Source organism: Pseudonocardia sp. DSM 110487, from assembly GCF_019468565.1.
Classification (GTDB): Bacteria; Actinomycetota; Actinomycetes; order Mycobacteriales; family Pseudonocardiaceae; genus Pseudonocardia.
In genome coordinates, this window is record NZ_CP080521.1 from 8058012 (window position 1) to 8075038 (window position 17027).

Annotated in this window: 17 protein-coding genes; 11 read left to right on the forward strand and 6 right to left on the reverse strand. The window is 72.2% G+C overall.

What is annotated here, in order from left to right; translation table 11 throughout:
• The first annotated feature begins 5 nt into the window (after positions 1-5).
• Positions 6-2744: an AAA family ATPase gene (locus K1T35_RS37720; RefSeq protein ID WP_220256494.1), complete on the forward strand. Its 2739-nt coding sequence runs from the start codon at positions 6-8 to the stop codon at positions 2742-2744.
• 15 nt (positions 2745-2759) lie between these two features.
• On the opposite strand, the gene K1T35_RS37725 is transcribed toward K1T35_RS37720, so the two are convergent.
• Positions 2760-3530 carry an SDR family NAD(P)-dependent oxidoreductase gene (locus K1T35_RS37725; RefSeq protein ID WP_220256495.1) on the reverse strand — a complete coding sequence of 257 codons (771 nt, stop codon included), beginning with the start codon at positions 3528-3530 and terminating at the stop codon, positions 2760-2762.
• A gap of 22 nt (positions 3531-3552) precedes the next feature.
• On the opposite strand from K1T35_RS37725, the gene K1T35_RS37730 reads away from it, so the two are divergent.
• A complete protein-coding gene (locus K1T35_RS37730) occupies positions 3553-3894 on the forward strand; it encodes a helix-turn-helix transcriptional regulator (protein WP_220256496.1) in 342 nt (113 codons plus the stop codon).
• A gap of 65 nt (positions 3895-3959) precedes the next feature.
• Here the strand turns inward: K1T35_RS37730 and K1T35_RS37735 are convergent, their stop codons facing one another.
• Positions 3960-4247 (reverse strand): WhiB family transcriptional regulator, encoded by a 288-nt coding sequence (locus tag K1T35_RS37735; RefSeq protein ID WP_220256497.1) that lies wholly within the window; start codon positions 4245-4247, stop codon positions 3960-3962.
• 355 nt (positions 4248-4602) lie between these two features.
• On the opposite strand from K1T35_RS37735, the gene K1T35_RS37740 reads away from it, so the two are divergent.
• Complete coding sequence (locus K1T35_RS37740) at positions 4603-7398, forward strand: LuxR family transcriptional regulator (RefSeq protein WP_220256498.1); 2796 nt, start codon at positions 4603-4605, stop codon at positions 7396-7398.
• Here K1T35_RS37740 and K1T35_RS37745 read toward each other — a convergent pair.
• Positions 7350-7685 carry a transcriptional regulator gene (locus K1T35_RS37745; protein ID WP_220256499.1) on the reverse strand — a complete coding sequence of 112 codons (336 nt, stop codon included), beginning with the start codon at positions 7683-7685 and terminating at the stop codon, positions 7350-7352. The two genes, K1T35_RS37740 and K1T35_RS37745, sit on opposite strands and share 49 nt — an antisense overlap.
• Entirely contained in the window at positions 7682-8398 is a 717-nt protein-coding gene (locus K1T35_RS37750; protein ID WP_220256500.1) for a hypothetical protein, read from the reverse strand. The genes K1T35_RS37745 and K1T35_RS37750 overlap by 4 nt, the downstream gene beginning before the upstream one ends.
• A 172-nt stretch (positions 8399-8570) precedes the next feature.
• Here K1T35_RS37750 and K1T35_RS37755 point away from each other — a divergent pair, with 172 nt between their 5' ends.
• Genes K1T35_RS37755 through K1T35_RS37765 form a run of 3 tightly spaced genes read left to right on the forward strand, consistent with a single transcriptional unit; the run spans position 8571 to position 9812 of the window.
• A complete protein-coding gene (locus K1T35_RS37755) occupies positions 8571-9221 on the forward strand; it encodes a sigma-70 family RNA polymerase sigma factor (RefSeq protein WP_220256501.1) in 651 nt (216 codons plus the stop codon).
• A 4-nt stretch (positions 9222-9225) separates the two neighbouring features.
• Positions 9226-9537 (forward strand): hypothetical protein, encoded by a 312-nt coding sequence (locus K1T35_RS37760; protein WP_220256502.1) that lies wholly within the window; start codon positions 9226-9228, stop codon positions 9535-9537.
• Complete coding sequence (locus tag K1T35_RS37765) at positions 9534-9812, forward strand: DUF3040 domain-containing protein (protein ID WP_220256503.1); 279 nt, start codon at positions 9534-9536, stop codon at positions 9810-9812. Before K1T35_RS37760 ends, K1T35_RS37765 begins: the two co-directional genes overlap by 4 nt.
• Here K1T35_RS37765 and K1T35_RS37770 read toward each other — a convergent pair.
• Positions 9776-10450 carry a response regulator transcription factor gene (locus K1T35_RS37770; protein ID WP_255621160.1) on the reverse strand — a complete coding sequence of 225 codons (675 nt, stop codon included), beginning with the start codon at positions 10448-10450 and terminating at the stop codon, positions 9776-9778. The genes K1T35_RS37765 and K1T35_RS37770 overlap by 37 nt on opposite strands.
• An 8-nt stretch (positions 10451-10458) precedes the next feature.
• Positions 10459-11613: a sensor histidine kinase gene (locus K1T35_RS37775; RefSeq protein ID WP_220256504.1), complete on the reverse strand. Its 1155-nt coding sequence runs from the start codon at positions 11611-11613 to the stop codon at positions 10459-10461.
• Between the two features lie 197 nt (positions 11614-11810).
• Between K1T35_RS37775 and K1T35_RS37780 the strand changes: the two genes are divergently transcribed.
• From K1T35_RS37780 to K1T35_RS37800, 5 genes are all read left to right on the forward strand, one after another.
• Positions 11811-12140, forward strand: coding sequence for a DUF6223 family protein (locus K1T35_RS37780; RefSeq protein ID WP_220256505.1), 330 nt, complete (start codon positions 11811-11813; stop codon positions 12138-12140).
• Between the two features lie 46 nt (positions 12141-12186).
• Positions 12187-12549 carry a DUF4345 family protein gene (locus K1T35_RS37785; RefSeq protein ID WP_220256506.1) on the forward strand — a complete coding sequence of 121 codons (363 nt, stop codon included), beginning with the start codon at positions 12187-12189 and terminating at the stop codon, positions 12547-12549.
• 48 nt (positions 12550-12597) lie between these two features.
• On the forward strand, positions 12598-13662 hold the full coding sequence (locus K1T35_RS37790) for a cyclase family protein (RefSeq protein ID WP_220256507.1): 1065 nt from the start codon (positions 12598-12600) through the stop codon (positions 13660-13662).
• 89 nt (positions 13663-13751) lie between these two features.
• On the forward strand, positions 13752-14807 hold the full coding sequence (locus tag K1T35_RS37795; RefSeq protein WP_220256508.1) for a LacI family DNA-binding transcriptional regulator: 1056 nt from the start codon (positions 13752-13754) through the stop codon (positions 14805-14807).
• A 121-nt stretch (positions 14808-14928) separates the two neighbouring features.
• Complete coding sequence (locus K1T35_RS37800; RefSeq protein ID WP_255621161.1) at positions 14929-17013, forward strand: beta-galactosidase; 2085 nt, start codon at positions 14929-14931, stop codon at positions 17011-17013.
• Positions 17014-17027 lie beyond the last annotated feature (14 nt).

Below are 17027 nucleotides of genomic sequence, written 5' to 3' on the forward strand. Positions count from 1 at the left end.
TGGTGATGTCCAGGAGCGGTTCGCGAGGTCTGCGTGGGCGCCGCCGCGAGTGCCACGCGTTGGATCAGCTCCTGGCGAGCACCCGCGAGGGGCGGAGCCGGGTGCTCGTCCTGCGTGGCGAACCCGGGATAGGCAAGACCGCGCTGCTGGACCACCTGGCGAGCCGCGCGGAAGGGTGCCGCGTCGCGCGCGCAACAGGGGTCGAGCTCGAGATGGAACTCGCCTTCGCCGGGCTCCACCAACTCTGCGCACCGTTCCTCGACCGGCTCGACCGGCTTCCCGGCCCGCAGCACGAGGCGCTCGCCACCGCGTTCGGCCTACGGGACGGCAACCCCCCGGACCGCTTCCTGATCAGCCTGGCCACCCTCAGCCTGCTGTCCGACGTCGCGGAGGAGCAACCCCTCGTCTGCCTCGTCGACGACGCCCAATGGCTCGATCAAGCCTCGGCGCACACGCTCACCTTCGTGGCACGGCGCCTGCTGGCCGAACCGGTCGCACTGGTCTTCGCGACCCGGACGGTCGGCGAGGACCACGCGTTCCGCCAGATACCGGAGATGCGGCTCACCGGCCTGAACGACGCAGACTCCCGCGCGCTGCTCCGGGCTGCGCTGCGCGGCCCGCTCGACGGCGCGGTGTTCGACGAGATCGTCGCCGAGGCGCGCGGCAACCCGCTGGCGCTCCTGGAGCTGCCTCGCGGGCGGACCCCGGCAGAGCTGGCGTTCGGGTTCGGGCTCCCGAACACGACATCCGTGGCCAACCGCGTGGAGCAGGGATTCGTCCGACGGCTCGAACCGCTTCCGGCGGAGACCAGGAAGCTCCTTCTCACGGCCGCGGTGGAGCCGGTCGGAGACGTCACCGTGCTGTGGCGGGCGGTCGAGCAGCTCGGGATCGGGCCCGATGCGGCGGCGCCGGCGCAGGCGGCCGGCTTGATCGAGTTCGGCACCCGCGTGCGGTTCCACCATCCGCTGGTGCGCTCGGCCGCATGGCGTGCGGCCGAGGTGCACGACCTGCAGGAGGTGCACGGTGCCCTTGCCGAGGTCACGGACCTCGATCCCGACCGCAGGGCGTGGCACCGCGCGCAGGCGAGCGCCGAGCCGGACGAGGAGGTCGCCACCGAGCTCGAGCGCTCGGCCGACCGCGCCCGTGCACGCGGTGGGTTCGCGGCGGCCGCCGCCTTCCTCGAGCGAGCGGCCGAGCTCACCCCTGACGAGGACCGACGCACGGCCCGCGTGCTTGCCGCGGCACAGGCCAAGCTGCACGCGGGCGAGTTCGACACCGCCCTCGACCTGCTCGCCGCCGCAGAGGCCGGGCCGCTCGACGAGCTGGGGCGGGCGCGGGTCGACCGGCTGCGCGCCCAGATCGCGTTCGCCTCGAACCGCGGCAACGAGGCACCTCCCCTGCTGCTCGCCGCCGCCGAGCGGCTCGAGTCGCTGGACGCCGAGCTCGCTCGCGACACCTACCTGGACGCCTTCTCCGCCGCGATGTTCGCCGGCCGCCTCGCCAGCTCCGCCAATACGGTGCAGGTGGCGCATGCGGTGCCGCGCACGCGGGCGGACGGAGCGCGCAAGGGCGACCTGCTGTTGGAAGGGCTGGCCTCGCTATTCACCGACGGCTATGCGGCGGCGATACCGCTCGCACGGCGCGCGCTGCACGCGTTCTCCGCGGACGACCTCTCGGTGTCGGAGGGACTCCGCTGGCTCTGGCTCGCGTCGGTCATCTCCGTGGACGTGTGGGACGACGGGTGCTGGCAGGTTCTCTCCGCCCGCCACGTGGAGCTCGCCCGCGACGCCGGCGCCCTCGGCGAGCTCCTCCTCGCGCTCAACTCGCGCGTCATGGCGCAGGTGTTCGCCGGCGAGCTGACGGAGGCCGCATCCCTCGTCGACGAGGCGAATGCGGTGGAGGACGCGACCGGAGGCGGTCTCGCCCCCTGCGGAGCCATGGCGCTCGCCGCGTGGCGCGGTCGCGAGGAGCAGGCGCGCGCCCTGATCGAGGGCAGCATGAGCGAGGCCGTTGCCCGCGGTGAAGGTATCGCGGTGACCATCGGGCACTGGACGAACGCGTTGCTCTTCAACGGGCTGGGCAGGTACGAGGAGGCACTGGCCGCGGCCCGCCAGGCAGGCATGTTCCCCACCGAGCTGTGCGCGGCGAACTGGGGGTTGGCCGAGCTGGTCGAGTCGGCCGCCCGCACCGGCGCCACCGAGGATGCGGCCAAGGCCCTCGAGCAGCTCTCGGCGATGACGCAGTCCAGCGGCACCGACTGGGCACTCGGCGTCGAGTCGCGCTCACGCGCGCTGCTGAGCGAGGGCGACACCGCGGAGCGGCTCTACCGGGAGGCGATCGAGCGGCTGAGCCGCACCCGCGTCCGGGCCGAGCTGGCCAGGGCCAGGCTGCTGTACGGCGAATGGCTCCGCCGCGAGGGCAGGCGCAGCGACGCCCGCGAGCAACTTCGGGCCGCCCACGAACTGTTCAACACGATCGGCGCAGAAGGATTCGCCGAACGAGCCCGTCGCGAACTGCTCGCCACCGGCGAGACGGCACGCAAGCGCACTACCGAGACCCGCGACGAGCTCACGGCCCAAGAAGCCCAGATCGCCCGCCTCGCCGCACACCACCACACCAACTCCGAGATCGGCGCACAGCTGTTCATCAGCCCCCGAACCGTCGAGTGGCACCTGCGCAAGGTGTTCACCAAGCTCGGCGTCAGCTCCCGCAAGGAGCTGTCCGAGGCCCTGCCGGGGCACTAGTGTCCCCCGGCTCCGTCACGCCACCGCCAGACCTCCGTCGACCGCGATCACCTGCCCGGTCACCCAGGACGCCGCCGGGTCCGCGAGGTGGACGATCCACCGGGCCACCTCGGCGGGATCGCCGCGGCGGCCGAGCGGGATGCGCGCAGCCTCGGCCCGCTTGATCTCGACGATGTCCGCCTCGGCCAGACCCGCCGCGACGAGCGCATCGCTCTCCGTCGGCCCGGGAGCGACCGCGTTGACGCGGATCCCGTGCGCAGCGAGCTCCGCCGCCCAGCTGCGGGTGAGGTGCTCGATCGCGGCCTTCGACGCACCGTAGTGCGCGAACCCGGGCGCCGGTCGATGCCCGAAGGTGCTCGACACGTTCACGATGGTGCCGCGGTGCTCCTGCAGCAGCGGCAGCGCAGCGGCCGCGAGCAGGCTCGGAGCCGTGACGTTCGTGTCGACGACGTCGCGGAGCCGCGTGGCGGTGACCTCAGCGAGTGGCAGCGCCGAGAAGACCCCCGCGTTGTTGACCAGGACGTCCAACCGTCCCCAGCGTCGGGCGGCCGCACCGGTCACGGCCGCCGCCGCGTCCTCGCCTCGGACGTCGGCGACGAACGGGACGATCGCGGTGTCGTCGGCCGCGGTCTCCGCGAGCTTGTCCGCGCGCCGGCCGACTGCGAGCACCGACGCACCGGCACGAGCGAACGCCCGTGCGCTGGCGCGCCCGATGCCGGATCCCGCACCGGTGATGACCACAGCGCGGCCGGCGAAATCCGCACTTGTTCGATGTTCGTCGACCATCGAACGAAGGTAGCATGCCGCCATGCGCGGAGACGACAGCACGAGCGGCCCGATCACGCTGCCGGGCGTACTGGCCGCGCTCAGCGACACGACCCGTCTCGGTCTGGTCCGGGTGCTCGCCGACGGCCATGAGCGGGCATGGGGGGACCTCCGGGTCCCGGTGGCGAAGTCGACGCTCAGCCACCATCTCAAGGTGCTGCGCTCCGCCGGTGTCACCGCCACCCGCAAGGAAGGCACACGCTGCTTCGTTCGGTTGCGCGCCACCGAACTCGAGGACACGCTGCCCGGCCTCCTCGACAGCGTGCTGGCCTCCGCCGCCGCGCTCGGGTCGGGGGACGCCGTCGTCGCCGCGAACCCGAGATGACACGTAGTCGATTCACGTCGTGTCCAACCGCAGATCCGTCTGCGCGAGAACGGCCGATTCCGTCGTCACGGGATCGACTCCTCGCGCGAGGCGACTCGCAGCCCACGGGGTAGCAACAGATCCATCCGGTCGCGCAGGCGGATCGCGCGACGCTCGTCCGCGCTCAGGCCGCCCCACACCCCGGTGGCCTGGCCCGTTGTCAGGGCCCACGTCCGGCACTGGATCATCACAGGGCACCGCTGGCACACGGCCTTGGCCAGAGCCGTCTGGACGAGGGCGGGCCCGCTGGTACCGACCGGGAAGAACAGCTCCGGCTCCTCCGCTCGGCACGCCGCCCTGAAACGCCAATCCACGACGATCCCCCTTCTGGGAATGGCTGGTGAGACAGGGCCACTGTCGGTCCCATGCACCCCCGGTCGCCCCAGGGAAGGCCCCGGGCCACCCCCTGGTGCACGGGCGAGACCCGGGGCAGGCGGGACCAGGCCGCAAGGACGTCACGATCGGGCGGGCCGCCTTGTCCTTGTTCGTGAAGGGCGCCCGGCCGAGTCGCGAGGTAAGAGCGGGAGCACCGGGTTTCAGACGGCTCCACGGAGTATGCGTCAAGCAGAGCGTGGCTGGTCCCACCCGCCGCCGGGCCCCTTCGCGCGTGATCTCGGCGAGATCCACTTCGCCGCTAGACTGGTGGTCTGGCTAGCGGCGGCGGGGGCTATGTCGAGACGTGATGACGGGCCCGATCTGCGCGGACGCCACCGCGAGTGCCAACTACTGGAACAGCTCGTGACGAGCGTCCGAGCGGGGCAGAGCCGAGTGCTCGTCGTCCGAGGCGAAGCCGGGATCGGCAAGACGGCGTTGTTGGAACACCTGGCGAGCCACGCATCCGGGTGCCGCATCGCGCGCGCCGGAGGTGTCGAGTCCGAGATGGAGCTCGCGTTCGCCGGGCTCCACCAGCTCTGCACGCCGTTCCTGGACAGGCTCGATCGGCTCCCGGCCCCTCAACGCGACGCGCTGGAGACGGCGTTCGCCCTGCGGAGCGGGAACACGCCCGACCGCTTCTTGATCGGCCTGGCCGCGCTGAGCCTGCTGTCCGACGTCGCCGAGGACCGGCCCCTGGTCTGCCTCGTCGACGACGCCCAGTGGCTCGACCATGCCTCGGTGCACACGCTCACCTTCGTCGCCCGCCGCCTGTTCGCCGAGTCGGTCGCGCTGGTCTTCGCGACTCGGGCAACCGACGAGGATCACGCGTTCCGGCCGCTGCCGGAGCTCCCCCTCACGGGATTGAACGATGACGACTCCCGCGCGTTGCTCCGCACGGCGCTTCGCAGCCCGCTCGATGCCGCCGTGCTCGACGAGATCGTCGCCGAGACGCGCGGCAACCCGCTGGCGTTGCTGGAGTTGCCACGAGGGCGGACGCCCGCGCAGCTGGCGTTCGGGCTCGGGCTGCCGAGGGCGATGCCCATGGCCGGCCGGATCGAGGAGGGGTTCCTCCGACGGCTCGAACCGCTTCCGGTCGAGACCAGACGGCTTCTGCTCACGGCTGCGATCGAGCCGCTCGGCGACGTGAACGTGCTGTGGCGGGCGGCCGAGCGCCTCGGTATCAGACCGGACGCCGGGGTCCCTGCCGCGGAGGCCGGCCTGATCGAGTTCGGTACGCGCGTGCGCTTCCGCCATCCCCTGGTGCGCTCTGCCGCATGGCGGAATGCCGACGTGCGCGATCTACGGGCGGCGCACGCCGCGCTGGCCGCGGTCACCGAACTCGATCCCGACCGCCGGGCGTGGCACCGCGCGCACGCGACCACGGAACCGGACGAGGTCGTCGCCACCGAGCTCGAACGATCGGCCGACCGCGCCCAGGCACGCGGCGGGTTCGCGGCGGCCGCGGCCTTCCTGGAACGGGCGGCGGAGCTGACCCCTGACCCGGTGCACCGGACGTCCCGGGTACTGGCCGCGGCACAGGCCAGGCTCCAGGCCGGTGAGTTCGACCCGGCCCTCGACCTGCTGGCGACCGCGGGGACGGGACCGGTCGATGATCTCGGGAGGGCGCGGATCGATCTGCTGCGCGCCCGGATCGCGTACGCCTCGCGCCGCGGCAACGAGGCTGCACGGCTGCTGCTCGCCGCGGCCAAGCGGCTCGAGCCGCTCGACATCGAGCTCGCCCGCGAGACCTACCTGAGCGCCTTCTCGGCGGCGATGTACGCGGGCCGTTTCGCCAGTCCCGCCGACCTGGAGGAGCTGGCGGCGGCCGTACCCCGCGCGACGACGGACCGGACCCGGAAGCGCGACGTGCTGCTGCAGGGCCTGGCCGCACTGGTCAAGGACGGGTACTCGGCGGCGCTACCGATCATCCGGCGAGCGTTGCGGGCGTACCGCACCGAGGAGATCTCGGTCGCGGACGGGCTGCGGTCCCTCTGGGTCGCGGGGGTCGTCGCGGCGGATGTGTGGGACGACGAGAGCTTCCACGTCCTCACCGCGCGCTTCGTGAAGATGGCTCGCGATGCCGGCGCCCTCAGCGAGCTCCTCCTCGCGCTCAATTCGCACATCATCATGCTGCTGTTCGCGGGCGAACGGGAGGCGGCGGCCGTCGTCGACGAGGCGAGGGCGGTGCGGGAGGCGATCGGCAGCGAACGTCCCGTCTACGAGGTCATGGTGTTCGCCGCGTGGCAGGGTCGCGAAGACACCGTCCTCCCGCTGATCGAGACCAGCCTCAGCGACGTCGTGGCCCGTGGCGAGGGTATCGGGGCGGCCGTGGCCCAGTGGGCGAACGCACTGCTCTTCAACGGACTCGGCCGGTACGAGGACGCACTGGGCCCGGCTCGAGCGGCCGGCAAGTGCCCGCAGGAGCTGGCCGCGGCGAACTGGGGGTTGGCCGAGCTGGTCGAGTCGGCCGCCCGCACCGGCGCCACCGACCTCGCGGCCGATGCGCTCGAGCAGCTCTCCGCGATGACCCGGGCCAGCGGCACCGACTGGGCACTCGGCGTCGAGTCGCGCTCACGCGCGTTGCTGAGCGAGGGCGACACCGCGGAGCGGCTCTACCGGGAATCCGTCGAGCGGCTGAGCCGCACCCGCGTCCGGGCCGAGCTGGCCAGGGCCCGGCTGCTGTACGGCGAATGGCTCCGCCGCGAGGGCAGACGCCTCGACGCCCGCGAGCATCTGCGGGCGGCTCACGAGTTGTTCAGCACGATGGGCGCCGACGGGTTCGCCGAGCGGGCCCGTCGCGAACTACTGGCCACCGGCGAGACCGCACGCAAGCGCACCATCGAGACCCGCGACGAGCTCACAGCCCAAGAAGCCCAGATCGCCCGCCTCGCCGCACACAGCCACACCAACTCCGAAATCGGCGCACAACTGTTCATCAGCCCCCGCACCGTCGAGTGGCACCTGCGCAAGGTGTTCACCAAGCTCGGCCTCAGCTCCCGCAAGGAGCTGTCAGAGGCCTTGCCGGAGGCCGGTCCTCGCGCTCACGAGGGTTCGGCGGCCGGGTCCGCCGCAGGGATCTCCTCCACCTGACGGATCAGTCGTTTCAGCTGGGAGATCTCGTCTAGCAGGGCCTTCTTGCCGGCCGCGGTCAGGTGGATCCAGGTACGGCCACGTCTGCCCTCGTAGCCCTTCTCGATCTCCACCAGCCCGGCCTTCTCCAACACGGTCAGGTGCTGGGAGAGGTTGCCGGTGGTCAGGTCCAGCGTGGTCCGCAGAAAGCCGAACTCCACCCGCCGGGCCTCGTGGGCCACGGTGAGGATGCCCAGCCGGACGCGTTGGTGGACGACGTCGTCGAGCCCGATCGCCGGATGGGTCATATCCCGCGCCGCCGTTCGGCCAGTGCGAAGCCCACGCCGCCGAGGAGCAGCACACCCCCGGCGACGACCAGACCAGGCAGGAAGCCCCACATCGGGCCGAGTTTCGGGCCCAGCCCACGCACACCGACCCCGCACACCAGGAGCGCGACCACCAGGTAGCCGGTGGCGAACGCGAGCAGCGGCCAGTTGCGTTCCACCCTGCCCAGCACGAACAACGCGAGGCCGATGGAGATCAGCGGGACAAGACCGACGGCGACCGGACCGGTCGGGAGGTAGCCGAGCACGCCGAGTTGCTGGCTCCACGCCGAGGCGATACCGAGAACCAGCCCGGCGGCGATCCCCGAACTCACGTACGGCAGGACGCGGGCGCCGACCCCGCGGCTGCGGGCCCGATGCACGTAGAAGGCGGCGATCGCCGAGTACGCCAGCACGAAGGCGATGATCCAGTAGACCCCGGCGGGCCATGCGACGACCTGGATGCAGGCGCCCCGGTCGATGATCTGCACGCCGCCGCGGGCGCCAAGGGCCGGATCGCACGTGACGACGTACCGGCCCAGGCGGTAGAAGGGCGCCGACGCGACGACCACCAGGCCCAGCAGCACGAGCGGGAACCAGGTACCGCGCTGCGCCCGGCGCACGTGGTGGGCGAGCTGCCGGGTGATCGAGAGCACCTGTCGGGCGGCGTCCACTGAGGGGGCCGTTCGGTCTGTCATGGCAGCATGCTTGCATCGCAAGCAGGTCTGTGCAAGTAGATGTTTGCATTCCGCGGGCCACAGGCGCCCGGGGGAAAACACACACGGGCCGGGCCCCTGGCCGCACTCCCCAGTGACACACCCGGGGCTACCAAGGGCGCGACCGGGGCCCCGGTCGGACGACGGTCGTCGTATGCCCTCCTCCATCGACATCCCCGCCGCGACGCCCGAGGAAGCTGCCGATTTCCAGAGCGTCCGGCCACGCCTGTTCGGGATCGCGTACCGGTTGCTGGGCCGGGTGGCCGACGCCGAGGACGTCGTCCAGGACGTCTGGGTCCGCTGGCAGGGGGCGGACCGCGCACAGGTGCGCGACCGTGTCGCGTTCCTCGTGAAGATCACGACGCGGCTCGCGCTCAACGTCGCCGTCTCCGCGCGCTCGCGCCGCGAGGTCTCCGTCGACAGCTGGTTCCCGGCGCTGGTTCGCACCTCGGAGGACCCGACGGTGGCCGCCGAGCGGGCGGCAGACCTCGAGCAGGCCGTCCAGCTCCTGCTCCAGCGGTTGTCGCCGGTCGAACGCGCCGTCTTCGTGCTCCGGGAAGCGTTCGACTACCCGTTCCGGGACATCGCGGAGGCGCTCGGGATCAGCGAGGCCAACGCCCGGCAACTCGGGCGACGCGCTCGGCTCCACCTCGCCGAGCCCCGGCACACGCCCGTTCACCAGGTGGCGCGTGACCGGTTGCTGCGGGCCTTCCACGACGCCCAGGCGGGCGCCGTGGCGCGCCTGGAAGGCCTGCTCGCCGCCGACGCCCTGCCTCACCCCGAGCGCGGCCGGAAAGTGGCGTGACGTCATGCACGAATTCCGGAACACCGCCCCGTGGAGCCTCCACGGCGAGCAGGCCCGCCTGGTCGAAGCCGCGCGGACGTTGCGATCCGGGGCCGCGCTCCAGGTGTACCGCTCGCATCCGCTCGACGAGTACGTGATGTTCGGCGTCGCGCGGCTGCTCGACGCCATCGCGTACTCGCTCCGCACCGGTGACGACGTGCACCACACCGTCGTGTCGGCGGCGATGGAGATCGCCGACCACGCGCTGACGTACGTCCTCCCCGTGGTGCACGACAACGGACACAGGAACGATCCCGAGAGGAACGCCGGGCCATGAACCGCCAGGAGCAGCGCGCACTGCGGGCCATCGAGAAGAGCCTCGCCGACGAGGACCCGAGGCTGGCCGAACTGCTCCGCACGTACGGGAAGAGCCGGTGGAGCTGGGTCGGCCGGTACGCCGCGTGGATCGCCCTCCCGTTCGCGCTACTGGGGTTCGTACTGGGAGACGGGCTGCTCCTGCTGACCGCCGCGCTCCTGGTGACCGGGGCCGTTCTCGGCTGGGGCCGACGGCGCGGTCACGGGTCCGGTGGCTCGACGAGGCGGTGCCGGTAGGCCATCGCCACCAGCTGTGCGCGGTCGCGCGCGCCGACCTTGGCCATCGCCCGGCTGACGTGGGTCTTCGCCGTGGCGTGGCTGATCGTGAGCGCTGCGGCGATCTCGGTGTTGCTCAGGCCGTGGGCGACGAGCCCGACGATCTCCTTCTCGCGGGTTGTCAACTGGTCCAAGACGTCCGCGTTCAGGCGCGGGGTGGCGCTCGCCTCGGCAAGCCTTGCGATCAACCGGCGGGTCAGTCCCGGAGACAGGAGCGCCTCGCCCCCCGCGACGACGCGGATGCCCCGCAGCAGCTGGACGGGCTCGGTGTTCTTGATCAGAAAGCCCGCGGCGCCTGCCCCGAGTGCTTCGACGACGTACTCGTCGTGGTCGAAGGTGGTGAGGATGAGCACGTGAACGCTCGCGAGCTCGGGGTCGGCGGCGATCTCCTGAGTGGCGCGGAGCCCGTCGACGCCCGGCATCCTGATATCCATCAGGACGACGTCCGGGTGGGTCTGCCTGGCCAGCTCCACCGCGGTGGCCCCATCGGCGGCCTCGCCGACGACGACCATGCCGGGCTCGGTGTCGACGAGCACCCGGAAGCCGCCCCGCACGAGGGCCTCGTCGTCGGCGATGAGCACGCGGATGGGCTCGCTCACACCGACCATCATCGCGGGTCCGGGATCGGCAGCTCCGCGTACACCTCGAAGCCGCCATCGGGGTGCGGTGCCGCGGTGAGCCGGCCGGACAGCGCGCGGGCGCGTTCGCGCATCCCGTCGATGCCGTGCCCGCGTGCGGTGTCCGTGCCGGCAGCGGCTCCGTCGTCGCGGATCCGGATGGAGAGCCGGGACGGCTCGTGCGTCAGCGTGAGCCGGACGGTCCGCGCCTCGGCATGGCGGAGCACGTTGGTCAGGGCCTCCTGGATGATCCGGTAGGCCGCCATGTCCACCGGGGCCGGCAGCGGGCGTGGATCGCCGTCGACGTGCAGATCCACCCGCAGGCCCGAGGCCTCGGCCGTGTCGAGCAGCTCGGTGAGCCGGTCGAGCCCGCCCCGGGGAGCACGTGGTTCCCCGGTCGAGGTGTCGGACCGCAGGATGCCGAGGATGGTCTTGACGTCGGTGAGGCCGTCGTCGCAGACCTTCTTGATCGCGGCGAGGGCCTCGCGGGCCTGTCCGGGACGTTGGTCGATGACGTGCAGCCCGACCCCGGCCTGCACGCTGATGGCGGCCATGGCGTGCCCGAAGACGTCGTGCAGCTCGCGCGCGATGCGCAGCCGCTCCTCGGCGGCGAGCCGGCGCGCCCGCTCCTCGCGGGTCCGGGTCTCCCGGGCGAGCTCGGCCCGGGTGGCCACGAGCAGCGCCCGGTAGTAGCCCACGGCCGTGCCCGCGCTGGCGGCGGTGGCCGCCAGCAACGCCGCGATGGGGACGACGCCCACGGTCTCGGTGTCACCGAGCACCACGCGGATCGAGAGGATCTGGATCAGCGCCGTGGGCACGGCTCCCGCGAGGCCCCAGCGCCAGCCCCGCTCGGCCGCGAGGGTGTAGCAGCCGATCAACGGCGCCAGCGTGATCAGCCGGCCGGGTTGGGGACCGAGGAACCAGACGATGGTCACCGCGTTGAGCACGCCGAGCGCCGCGATCGGGTAGCGCCGGCGGAAGGCGATCGCGACGGCGGCCGTCGCGACCAGCGCGACCGCTCCCACGCCCACCCGGCCGACCTCGACGACACCCGCGACGAGCAGCCCGACCGCCACGCAGGCGCCGAGGACCGCGTCGGCAACGACCGTCGGCAGCACGCCCCGCTCGATGTTGATGTCGACCATCCTCCCGCCTCGGCTGGCGAACCCATGGTGCGCGGCCGGCCGCGGGCGTGCATCCACCCGGTGTGGTGTCCCGGGACTACCACCGGCGGCTGACCGTACGTCGCACGCATCAGCCGGGAAACACCTCCGTCGTCCGACGCGCCCGCCCTGCCCGGCCACCAGCATCGGGGGACCATCCACGACCGAAGGGAATCCCCATGTCCGCCCACCTCGTGCTCGCCGGCTTCGTCCTCGGCGTCGGCCGAACCGTGCCCACCGTGGCCGCCGCCCTCGCGTTGATCGGCGTCGTCATCGGCGGGTGGGCCCTGGCCCGCCCCGGCCGCGGCCCTGCCGCCATCGCACTCGTGCTGGGACTGATCGGCCTGATCGTCGGCGCTCTGCACGGGGCCAACGCCGCAGGCGGACTCGGTACGGGCAACGGGCTCGCCGGGGCCGTCGGCGCCGTTGCGCTCGGAGTGATCGGACTTGTCCTCGGTGGACTGGCGCTCGCCCGCTCCCGCCGCAGGTCGAACAGCAGGCCAACCTGAACTCTGCCAGCAGGCCACGCCCCTTGCCATGCGGCAGAGTCATGCCATGGACACGATGATCGTCGCCGCGGCGGCGCTGTTCTTCCTCGGCATGGGCGTGCTGGCACTGATCCGGCCGGCCGCGCTCGTGGCACCGTTCGGGATCTCCCTCTCCGGACCGGAGGCACGGCTGGAGGTCTGCGCGGTGTACGGCGGCTTCGGGATCGCGGTCGCGGGGCTGCTCGCCGTCGCGGCCCTCGATCCCGCCGCCCACCGCGGTGAGCTGCTCGCCGTGGCCGTCGCGTTGTTCGGGATGGCGGGCGGCAGGCTGCTCGGGCGGATCCGGGATCGTCCCGGCGCGTTCTACCCCGTCTGGTTCTACTTCTGGGTCGAGGTCGTCGCGGGGGTTCTGCTGCTGCTCGCCCGGTGATCATCCGGTATCACTGGCGATCACACCGCGAACGACGGAGGTGGCGCGATGACGCGCTGGCGTAACCGGCCCGAGGGTTCGACCTGGGGCGACTTCGGCCCGGACGACCGCATCGGACGGCTCAACCTGGTCGGGCCCGAACAGGTCCGCAAGGGCGTCGCCGAGGTACGCGACGGGATCACCTTCTGCCTGTCGCTGCCGCTGGACCTCCCCGGCCGCGCGGTGCTCAACCCGAACCGGCTCCCGCCCGTCCTCCGGCCCACGCTGCGCTCCGGCGCCGTCGGCTTCAACTGCGACATGACCGTCGCCTTCCCCGGCGCCACCGACGTCATGTGCGACGACCTAGTCGTGCTGCACACCCAGTACTCCACGCAGTGGGACGCCTTCGGCCACGCCGGCTCCCACTTCGACGCCGACGGCGACGGCACCCCGGAACGCCTCTTCTACAACGGCTGGCGCGCCGGTGTCGACGTGGTGGGGCCGGACGAGCCCGAACTGGCCGGCATCCGCAGCCTCGGCCGGCTCGACGGCGCCACCGAGGGCACCGCATCGGCCTCGAACGCCGGTCCGGTCGACATCAGCCACATGGCACGCCACGGCGTCCAGGGCCGGGCCGTGCTCGTCGACCTCGAGGCCCACCTCGGCACGCAGCGCACCGTCGTCGGCTTCGAGTCGCTCTCGCGGGTGCTCGACGCCGACGGAATCGTCGTCGAACCCGGCGACATCCTGGTGCTCCACACCGGGTTCACCCGGCTGCTGGCCGACCAGCACGGGAACCCCGACCCCGACTCGCTGAACGTGTGCGCCGTCCTCGACGGCGCCGACCCGGACCTGCGGAACTGGATCCGCGACAGCGGGGTCGCCGCCATCGCCGCGGACAACTACGCGGTGGAGTCCTTCCCGCCCGACCACGAGCTCAGGGACGAGCCCGCGCTGCCGCTGCACGAGCTGTGCCTGTTCCGGCTCGGCGTGCACCTCGGCGAGCTGTGGTGGATCTCCGAGCTCGCAGCCCACCTGCGTGCGACCGGACGCTCGCGCTTCCTGCTCACCGCTCCCCCGCTCCGGCTGCCCGGTGCCGTCGGCTCACCGGCGACCCCGATCGCGACCGTCTGAGCCGTTGACTACGTAGTCAGGAACTGTTGTACTCGTGCGCACGTCTCTGACTACGTAGTCAGTCGCCCCAGAGCAGAGGAGCCCGGGCGATGGAGATACCGGCCGAGCCGCCGCGGCGCGTGTCCATGCACGACGTCGCCGCCCTCGCGGGCGTCACGCAGAAGACCGTGTCGCGGGTGGTCAACAACGAGCGCCACGTCGCCCCGGCGACCAAGGAGCGCGTGCTGGCCGCGATCAAGGAGCTCGGGTTCCGCCCGAACGCCGCGGCCCGCGCCCTCGTCACCCGCAAGTCGCGGCGGCTCGGGATGGTCACGATGAGCACCACGCTCTACGGGCCGGCGTCGATCCTCGACGGGATCGAGCAGGCGGCGCGCTCCGCCGGCTACGCGCTCTCGGTCCTGCGGACCACCGAGAACAACGCCGAGGAGCTCCAGAACGCGGTCAACCAGCTCGTCGACCAGGGCGCAGAGGGCATCATCCTGTCCGAGCCGATCGACTTCGGCCACCCGCGGCTGGACATCCCGGCCGGGGTCGCGGTGCTCTCCTTCGGCAGCCCGAGCGAGCACTACCGGCCCGAGGAGATCGTGGTCGGCACCGATGAGCCGGAGGCGGCGCGATCGGCCACCGAGCACCTGCTGGCGCTGGGCCACCGCACCGTGTGGCACATCGCGGGCCCCGAGAGCTGGGCGGCGAGCCGCAGGCGCATCGCGGGCTGGCGGGCCGCGCTCGCCGAGGTCGACGCCGCGGAGCCCACCGTCCTGCGCGGTGACTGGACGCCCCGGTCCGGCCACGACGCGATGCGCTCCCTCCTGCACCGCCCGGACGTCACCGCGGTGTTCGCCGCGAACGACCACATGGCGATCGGCGCGATGCGCGCCATCGCCGACGCCGGGCTGCAGGTCCCGCGGGACGTGAGCGTCGTGGGCTTCGACGACGACCCCGTGTCCGCGTTCCTCAGCCCGCCGCTCACGACGATCCGCCAGGACTTCGCCGAGGTGACCCGAAGGGCCATGCACCGGCTCATCCGCACGCTCGAGGGCCATCCCCCGGCCGAGCGGCACCGTGCGGTGCCTGCCCAGCTGACGGTCAGGGCGTCGACGGGACCGGCGAACCCGGACCGCGCGACACTCCGGCCGGTGTCGTGAACAAGATCAGCAGGCTGGTGCGTGCGCGGCCACATTCGGCCGGGAATGCACCGAACGAACGATCTTTGCAGGCCTCGCCGCCGGCGCGGTCAAGGGCTGACCATCCCGCAGAAAGGACACCATGCAGCACCTGACGGACCGGGTCCTGTTCGGCGCGGCCTACTACCACGAGTACCAGCCATCACCGCGCCTCGACGAGGACTTCCGGCTCATGACCGAGGCCGGGTTCAGCGTGATCCGGGTCGGCGAGTCCGTCTGGTCCACGTGGGAGCCAGAAGACGGCGTTTTCGACCTGGACTGGCTGCAGCCGGTGCTCGACGAGGCCGAGCGGCACGGCATCGCGGTGGTACTGGGCACGCCGACCTACGCCGTGCCGATGTGGCTCGCCCGGCGCCACCCCGAGATCAACGTCGAGCGCGCGACGGGCCGGCCGATGGGCTGGGGCGCCCGCCAGGAGATCGACTACACGCATCCGGCGTTCCGCTTCCACGCGGAACGGGTCATCCGCAAGATCGTCGCCCGCTACGCGGCGCACCCGGCGGTGATCGGCTACCAGGTCGACAACGAGCCCGGCAACGAGATCATCCACAACCGGGGCGTCTTCCAGCGCTTCGTCGACCACCTGCGCCACACCTACGGCACCGTCGAGGCGCTCAACGAGGCGTGGGGCCTCACCTACTGGTCGCACCGCCTCTCGACGTGGTCGGACCTGTGGACCCCCGACGGGAACGCCCAGCCGCAGTACGACCTCGCGTGGCGGCGCTTCCAGGCCGACCTCACCACCGAGTTCATCACATGGCAGGCCGGCATCGTGCGCGAGTACGCCCGGCCCGACCAGTTCGTCACCACCTGCATCTCCTACGAGCGCCCCACCGTGCAGGACGAGGCGCTGACCGCGGACCTCGACGTCACCGCCGGCAACCCGTACTACCGGATGCAGGACGGGCTCCGCCTACCCGACGACGACGCACCGGCCGAACAGGCATGGACCACTTCCGGCGTCTGGTCGCTCTACGCCACCGCCGACCGGATGTACGCCTCCAAGCAGGCGCCGTTCCTCGTCACCGAGACCAACGCGCAGGCCATCGGCTACCCGTGGTCCAACGAACCGGCCTACGACGGCCAGTGGCGCCAGGCCGCGTGGGCGCTCGTGTCCCGCGGCGCCAACATGATCGAGTACTGGCACTGGCACACGCTGCACGCCGGCACCGAGACGTACTGGGGCGGCATCCTGCCGCACAGCCAGGAACCGGGCCGCGTCTACCGGCAGCTCGCCGCGCTCGGTGCCGAGTTCGCCGCGGCGGGCGACCGCGTCACCGGTCTCGTCCCGGACCGCGACGTGATGATCCTCTTCTCGAACGAGAGCAAGTGGGCGCAGTCCGAGTACCCGTCGCTCTCCCGCGACGGGCGCGAGCCGGACCGGCGCTCGTTCCAGACGGTCGCCGACGCGTTCACCCGTGGCGTGTCCGACGCAGGGCTGCAGGCCGGCCTGGTGCACCCCACGCAGCTCACCGCCACCAGCCCGCAGGAGTACGCCGCGCTGCACCCGGTGCTCGTCGCGGCGGCGTTCACGATCGCCCGCGACGACGAGCTGCAGTGGCTCGAGCGGTACGCCGCGGCGGGCGGGCACCTCGTCGTCGGGATCCGCACCGGCTACGAGGACGAGGAGGGCCGGGCCCGCTTGCAACGCAAGCCCGCCTTCCTCGCCGGGGCGGCAGGCGTCTGGTACGACGAGTTCAGCAACCTCGCCGAGCCGATCCCGCTCACGCCGGGCGATGGCTTCGACCTGCCCGCCGACGCCGCGGCCACGCGATGGGCCGATGGGCTGCACGCCGACGGTGCCCAGGTCCTCGCCGGTTACGCCCACCCCCATTTCGGGCGGTTCGCCGCCGTCACCACCCGCGCGCACGGCGCCGGCCGGATCACCCAGGTCGGCACGGTCCCCAACCCGGCGCTCGCCGAGGCGCTCATGGCCTTGGCGGTCGACGCCGAGACGCCGTGGCGGCGCGTGACGCCGACCCAGACCGTCACGAGCGCCACCAACCGCCACGGCGAGCGCGTCCACTTCATCCACAACTGGTCGTGGGATCCCTCGTCCTACCCGCTCCCGGCACGGGCCACCGACGCCGTGACCGGGGAGAAGCTGGAAGAGGGAACGGCTGTGGAGCTGGGCGCGTGGGACGTGCGGGTCGTGATCGAGTCGTAGACCGTTGCGGACCC

Coding starts and splice junctions, on each gene's coding strand:
- K1T35_RS37720 (WP_220256494.1), top strand. CDS start 6: ATGTCCAGGAGCGGTTCGCGAGGTCTGCGTGGGCGCCGCCGCGAGTGC.
- K1T35_RS37725 (WP_220256495.1), bottom strand. CDS start 3,530: ATGGTCGACGAACATCGAACAAGTGCGGATTTCGCCGGCCGCGCTGTG.
- K1T35_RS37730 (WP_220256496.1), top strand. CDS start 3,553: ATGCGCGGAGACGACAGCACGAGCGGCCCGATCACGCTGCCGGGCGTA.
- K1T35_RS37740 (WP_220256498.1), top strand. CDS start 4,603: ATGTCGAGACGTGATGACGGGCCCGATCTGCGCGGACGCCACCGCGAG.
- K1T35_RS37745 (WP_220256499.1), bottom strand. CDS start 7,685: ATGACCCATCCGGCGATCGGGCTCGACGACGTCGTCCACCAACGCGTC.
- K1T35_RS37750 (WP_220256500.1), bottom strand. CDS start 8,398: ATGACAGACCGAACGGCCCCCTCAGTGGACGCCGCCCGACAGGTGCTC.
- K1T35_RS37755 (WP_220256501.1), top strand. CDS start 8,571: ATGCCCTCCTCCATCGACATCCCCGCCGCGACGCCCGAGGAAGCTGCC.
- K1T35_RS37760 (WP_220256502.1), top strand. CDS start 9,226: ATGCACGAATTCCGGAACACCGCCCCGTGGAGCCTCCACGGCGAGCAG.
- K1T35_RS37765 (WP_220256503.1), top strand. CDS start 9,534: ATGAACCGCCAGGAGCAGCGCGCACTGCGGGCCATCGAGAAGAGCCTC.
- K1T35_RS37775 (WP_220256504.1), bottom strand. CDS start 11,613: ATGGTCGACATCAACATCGAGCGGGGCGTGCTGCCGACGGTCGTTGCC.
- K1T35_RS37780 (WP_220256505.1), top strand. CDS start 11,811: ATGTCCGCCCACCTCGTGCTCGCCGGCTTCGTCCTCGGCGTCGGCCGA.
- K1T35_RS37785 (WP_220256506.1), top strand. CDS start 12,187: ATGGACACGATGATCGTCGCCGCGGCGGCGCTGTTCTTCCTCGGCATG.
- K1T35_RS37790 (WP_220256507.1), top strand. CDS start 12,598: ATGACGCGCTGGCGTAACCGGCCCGAGGGTTCGACCTGGGGCGACTTC.
- K1T35_RS37795 (WP_220256508.1), top strand. CDS start 13,752: ATGGAGATACCGGCCGAGCCGCCGCGGCGCGTGTCCATGCACGACGTC.
- K1T35_RS37800 (WP_255621161.1), top strand. CDS start 14,929: ATGCAGCACCTGACGGACCGGGTCCTGTTCGGCGCGGCCTACTACCAC.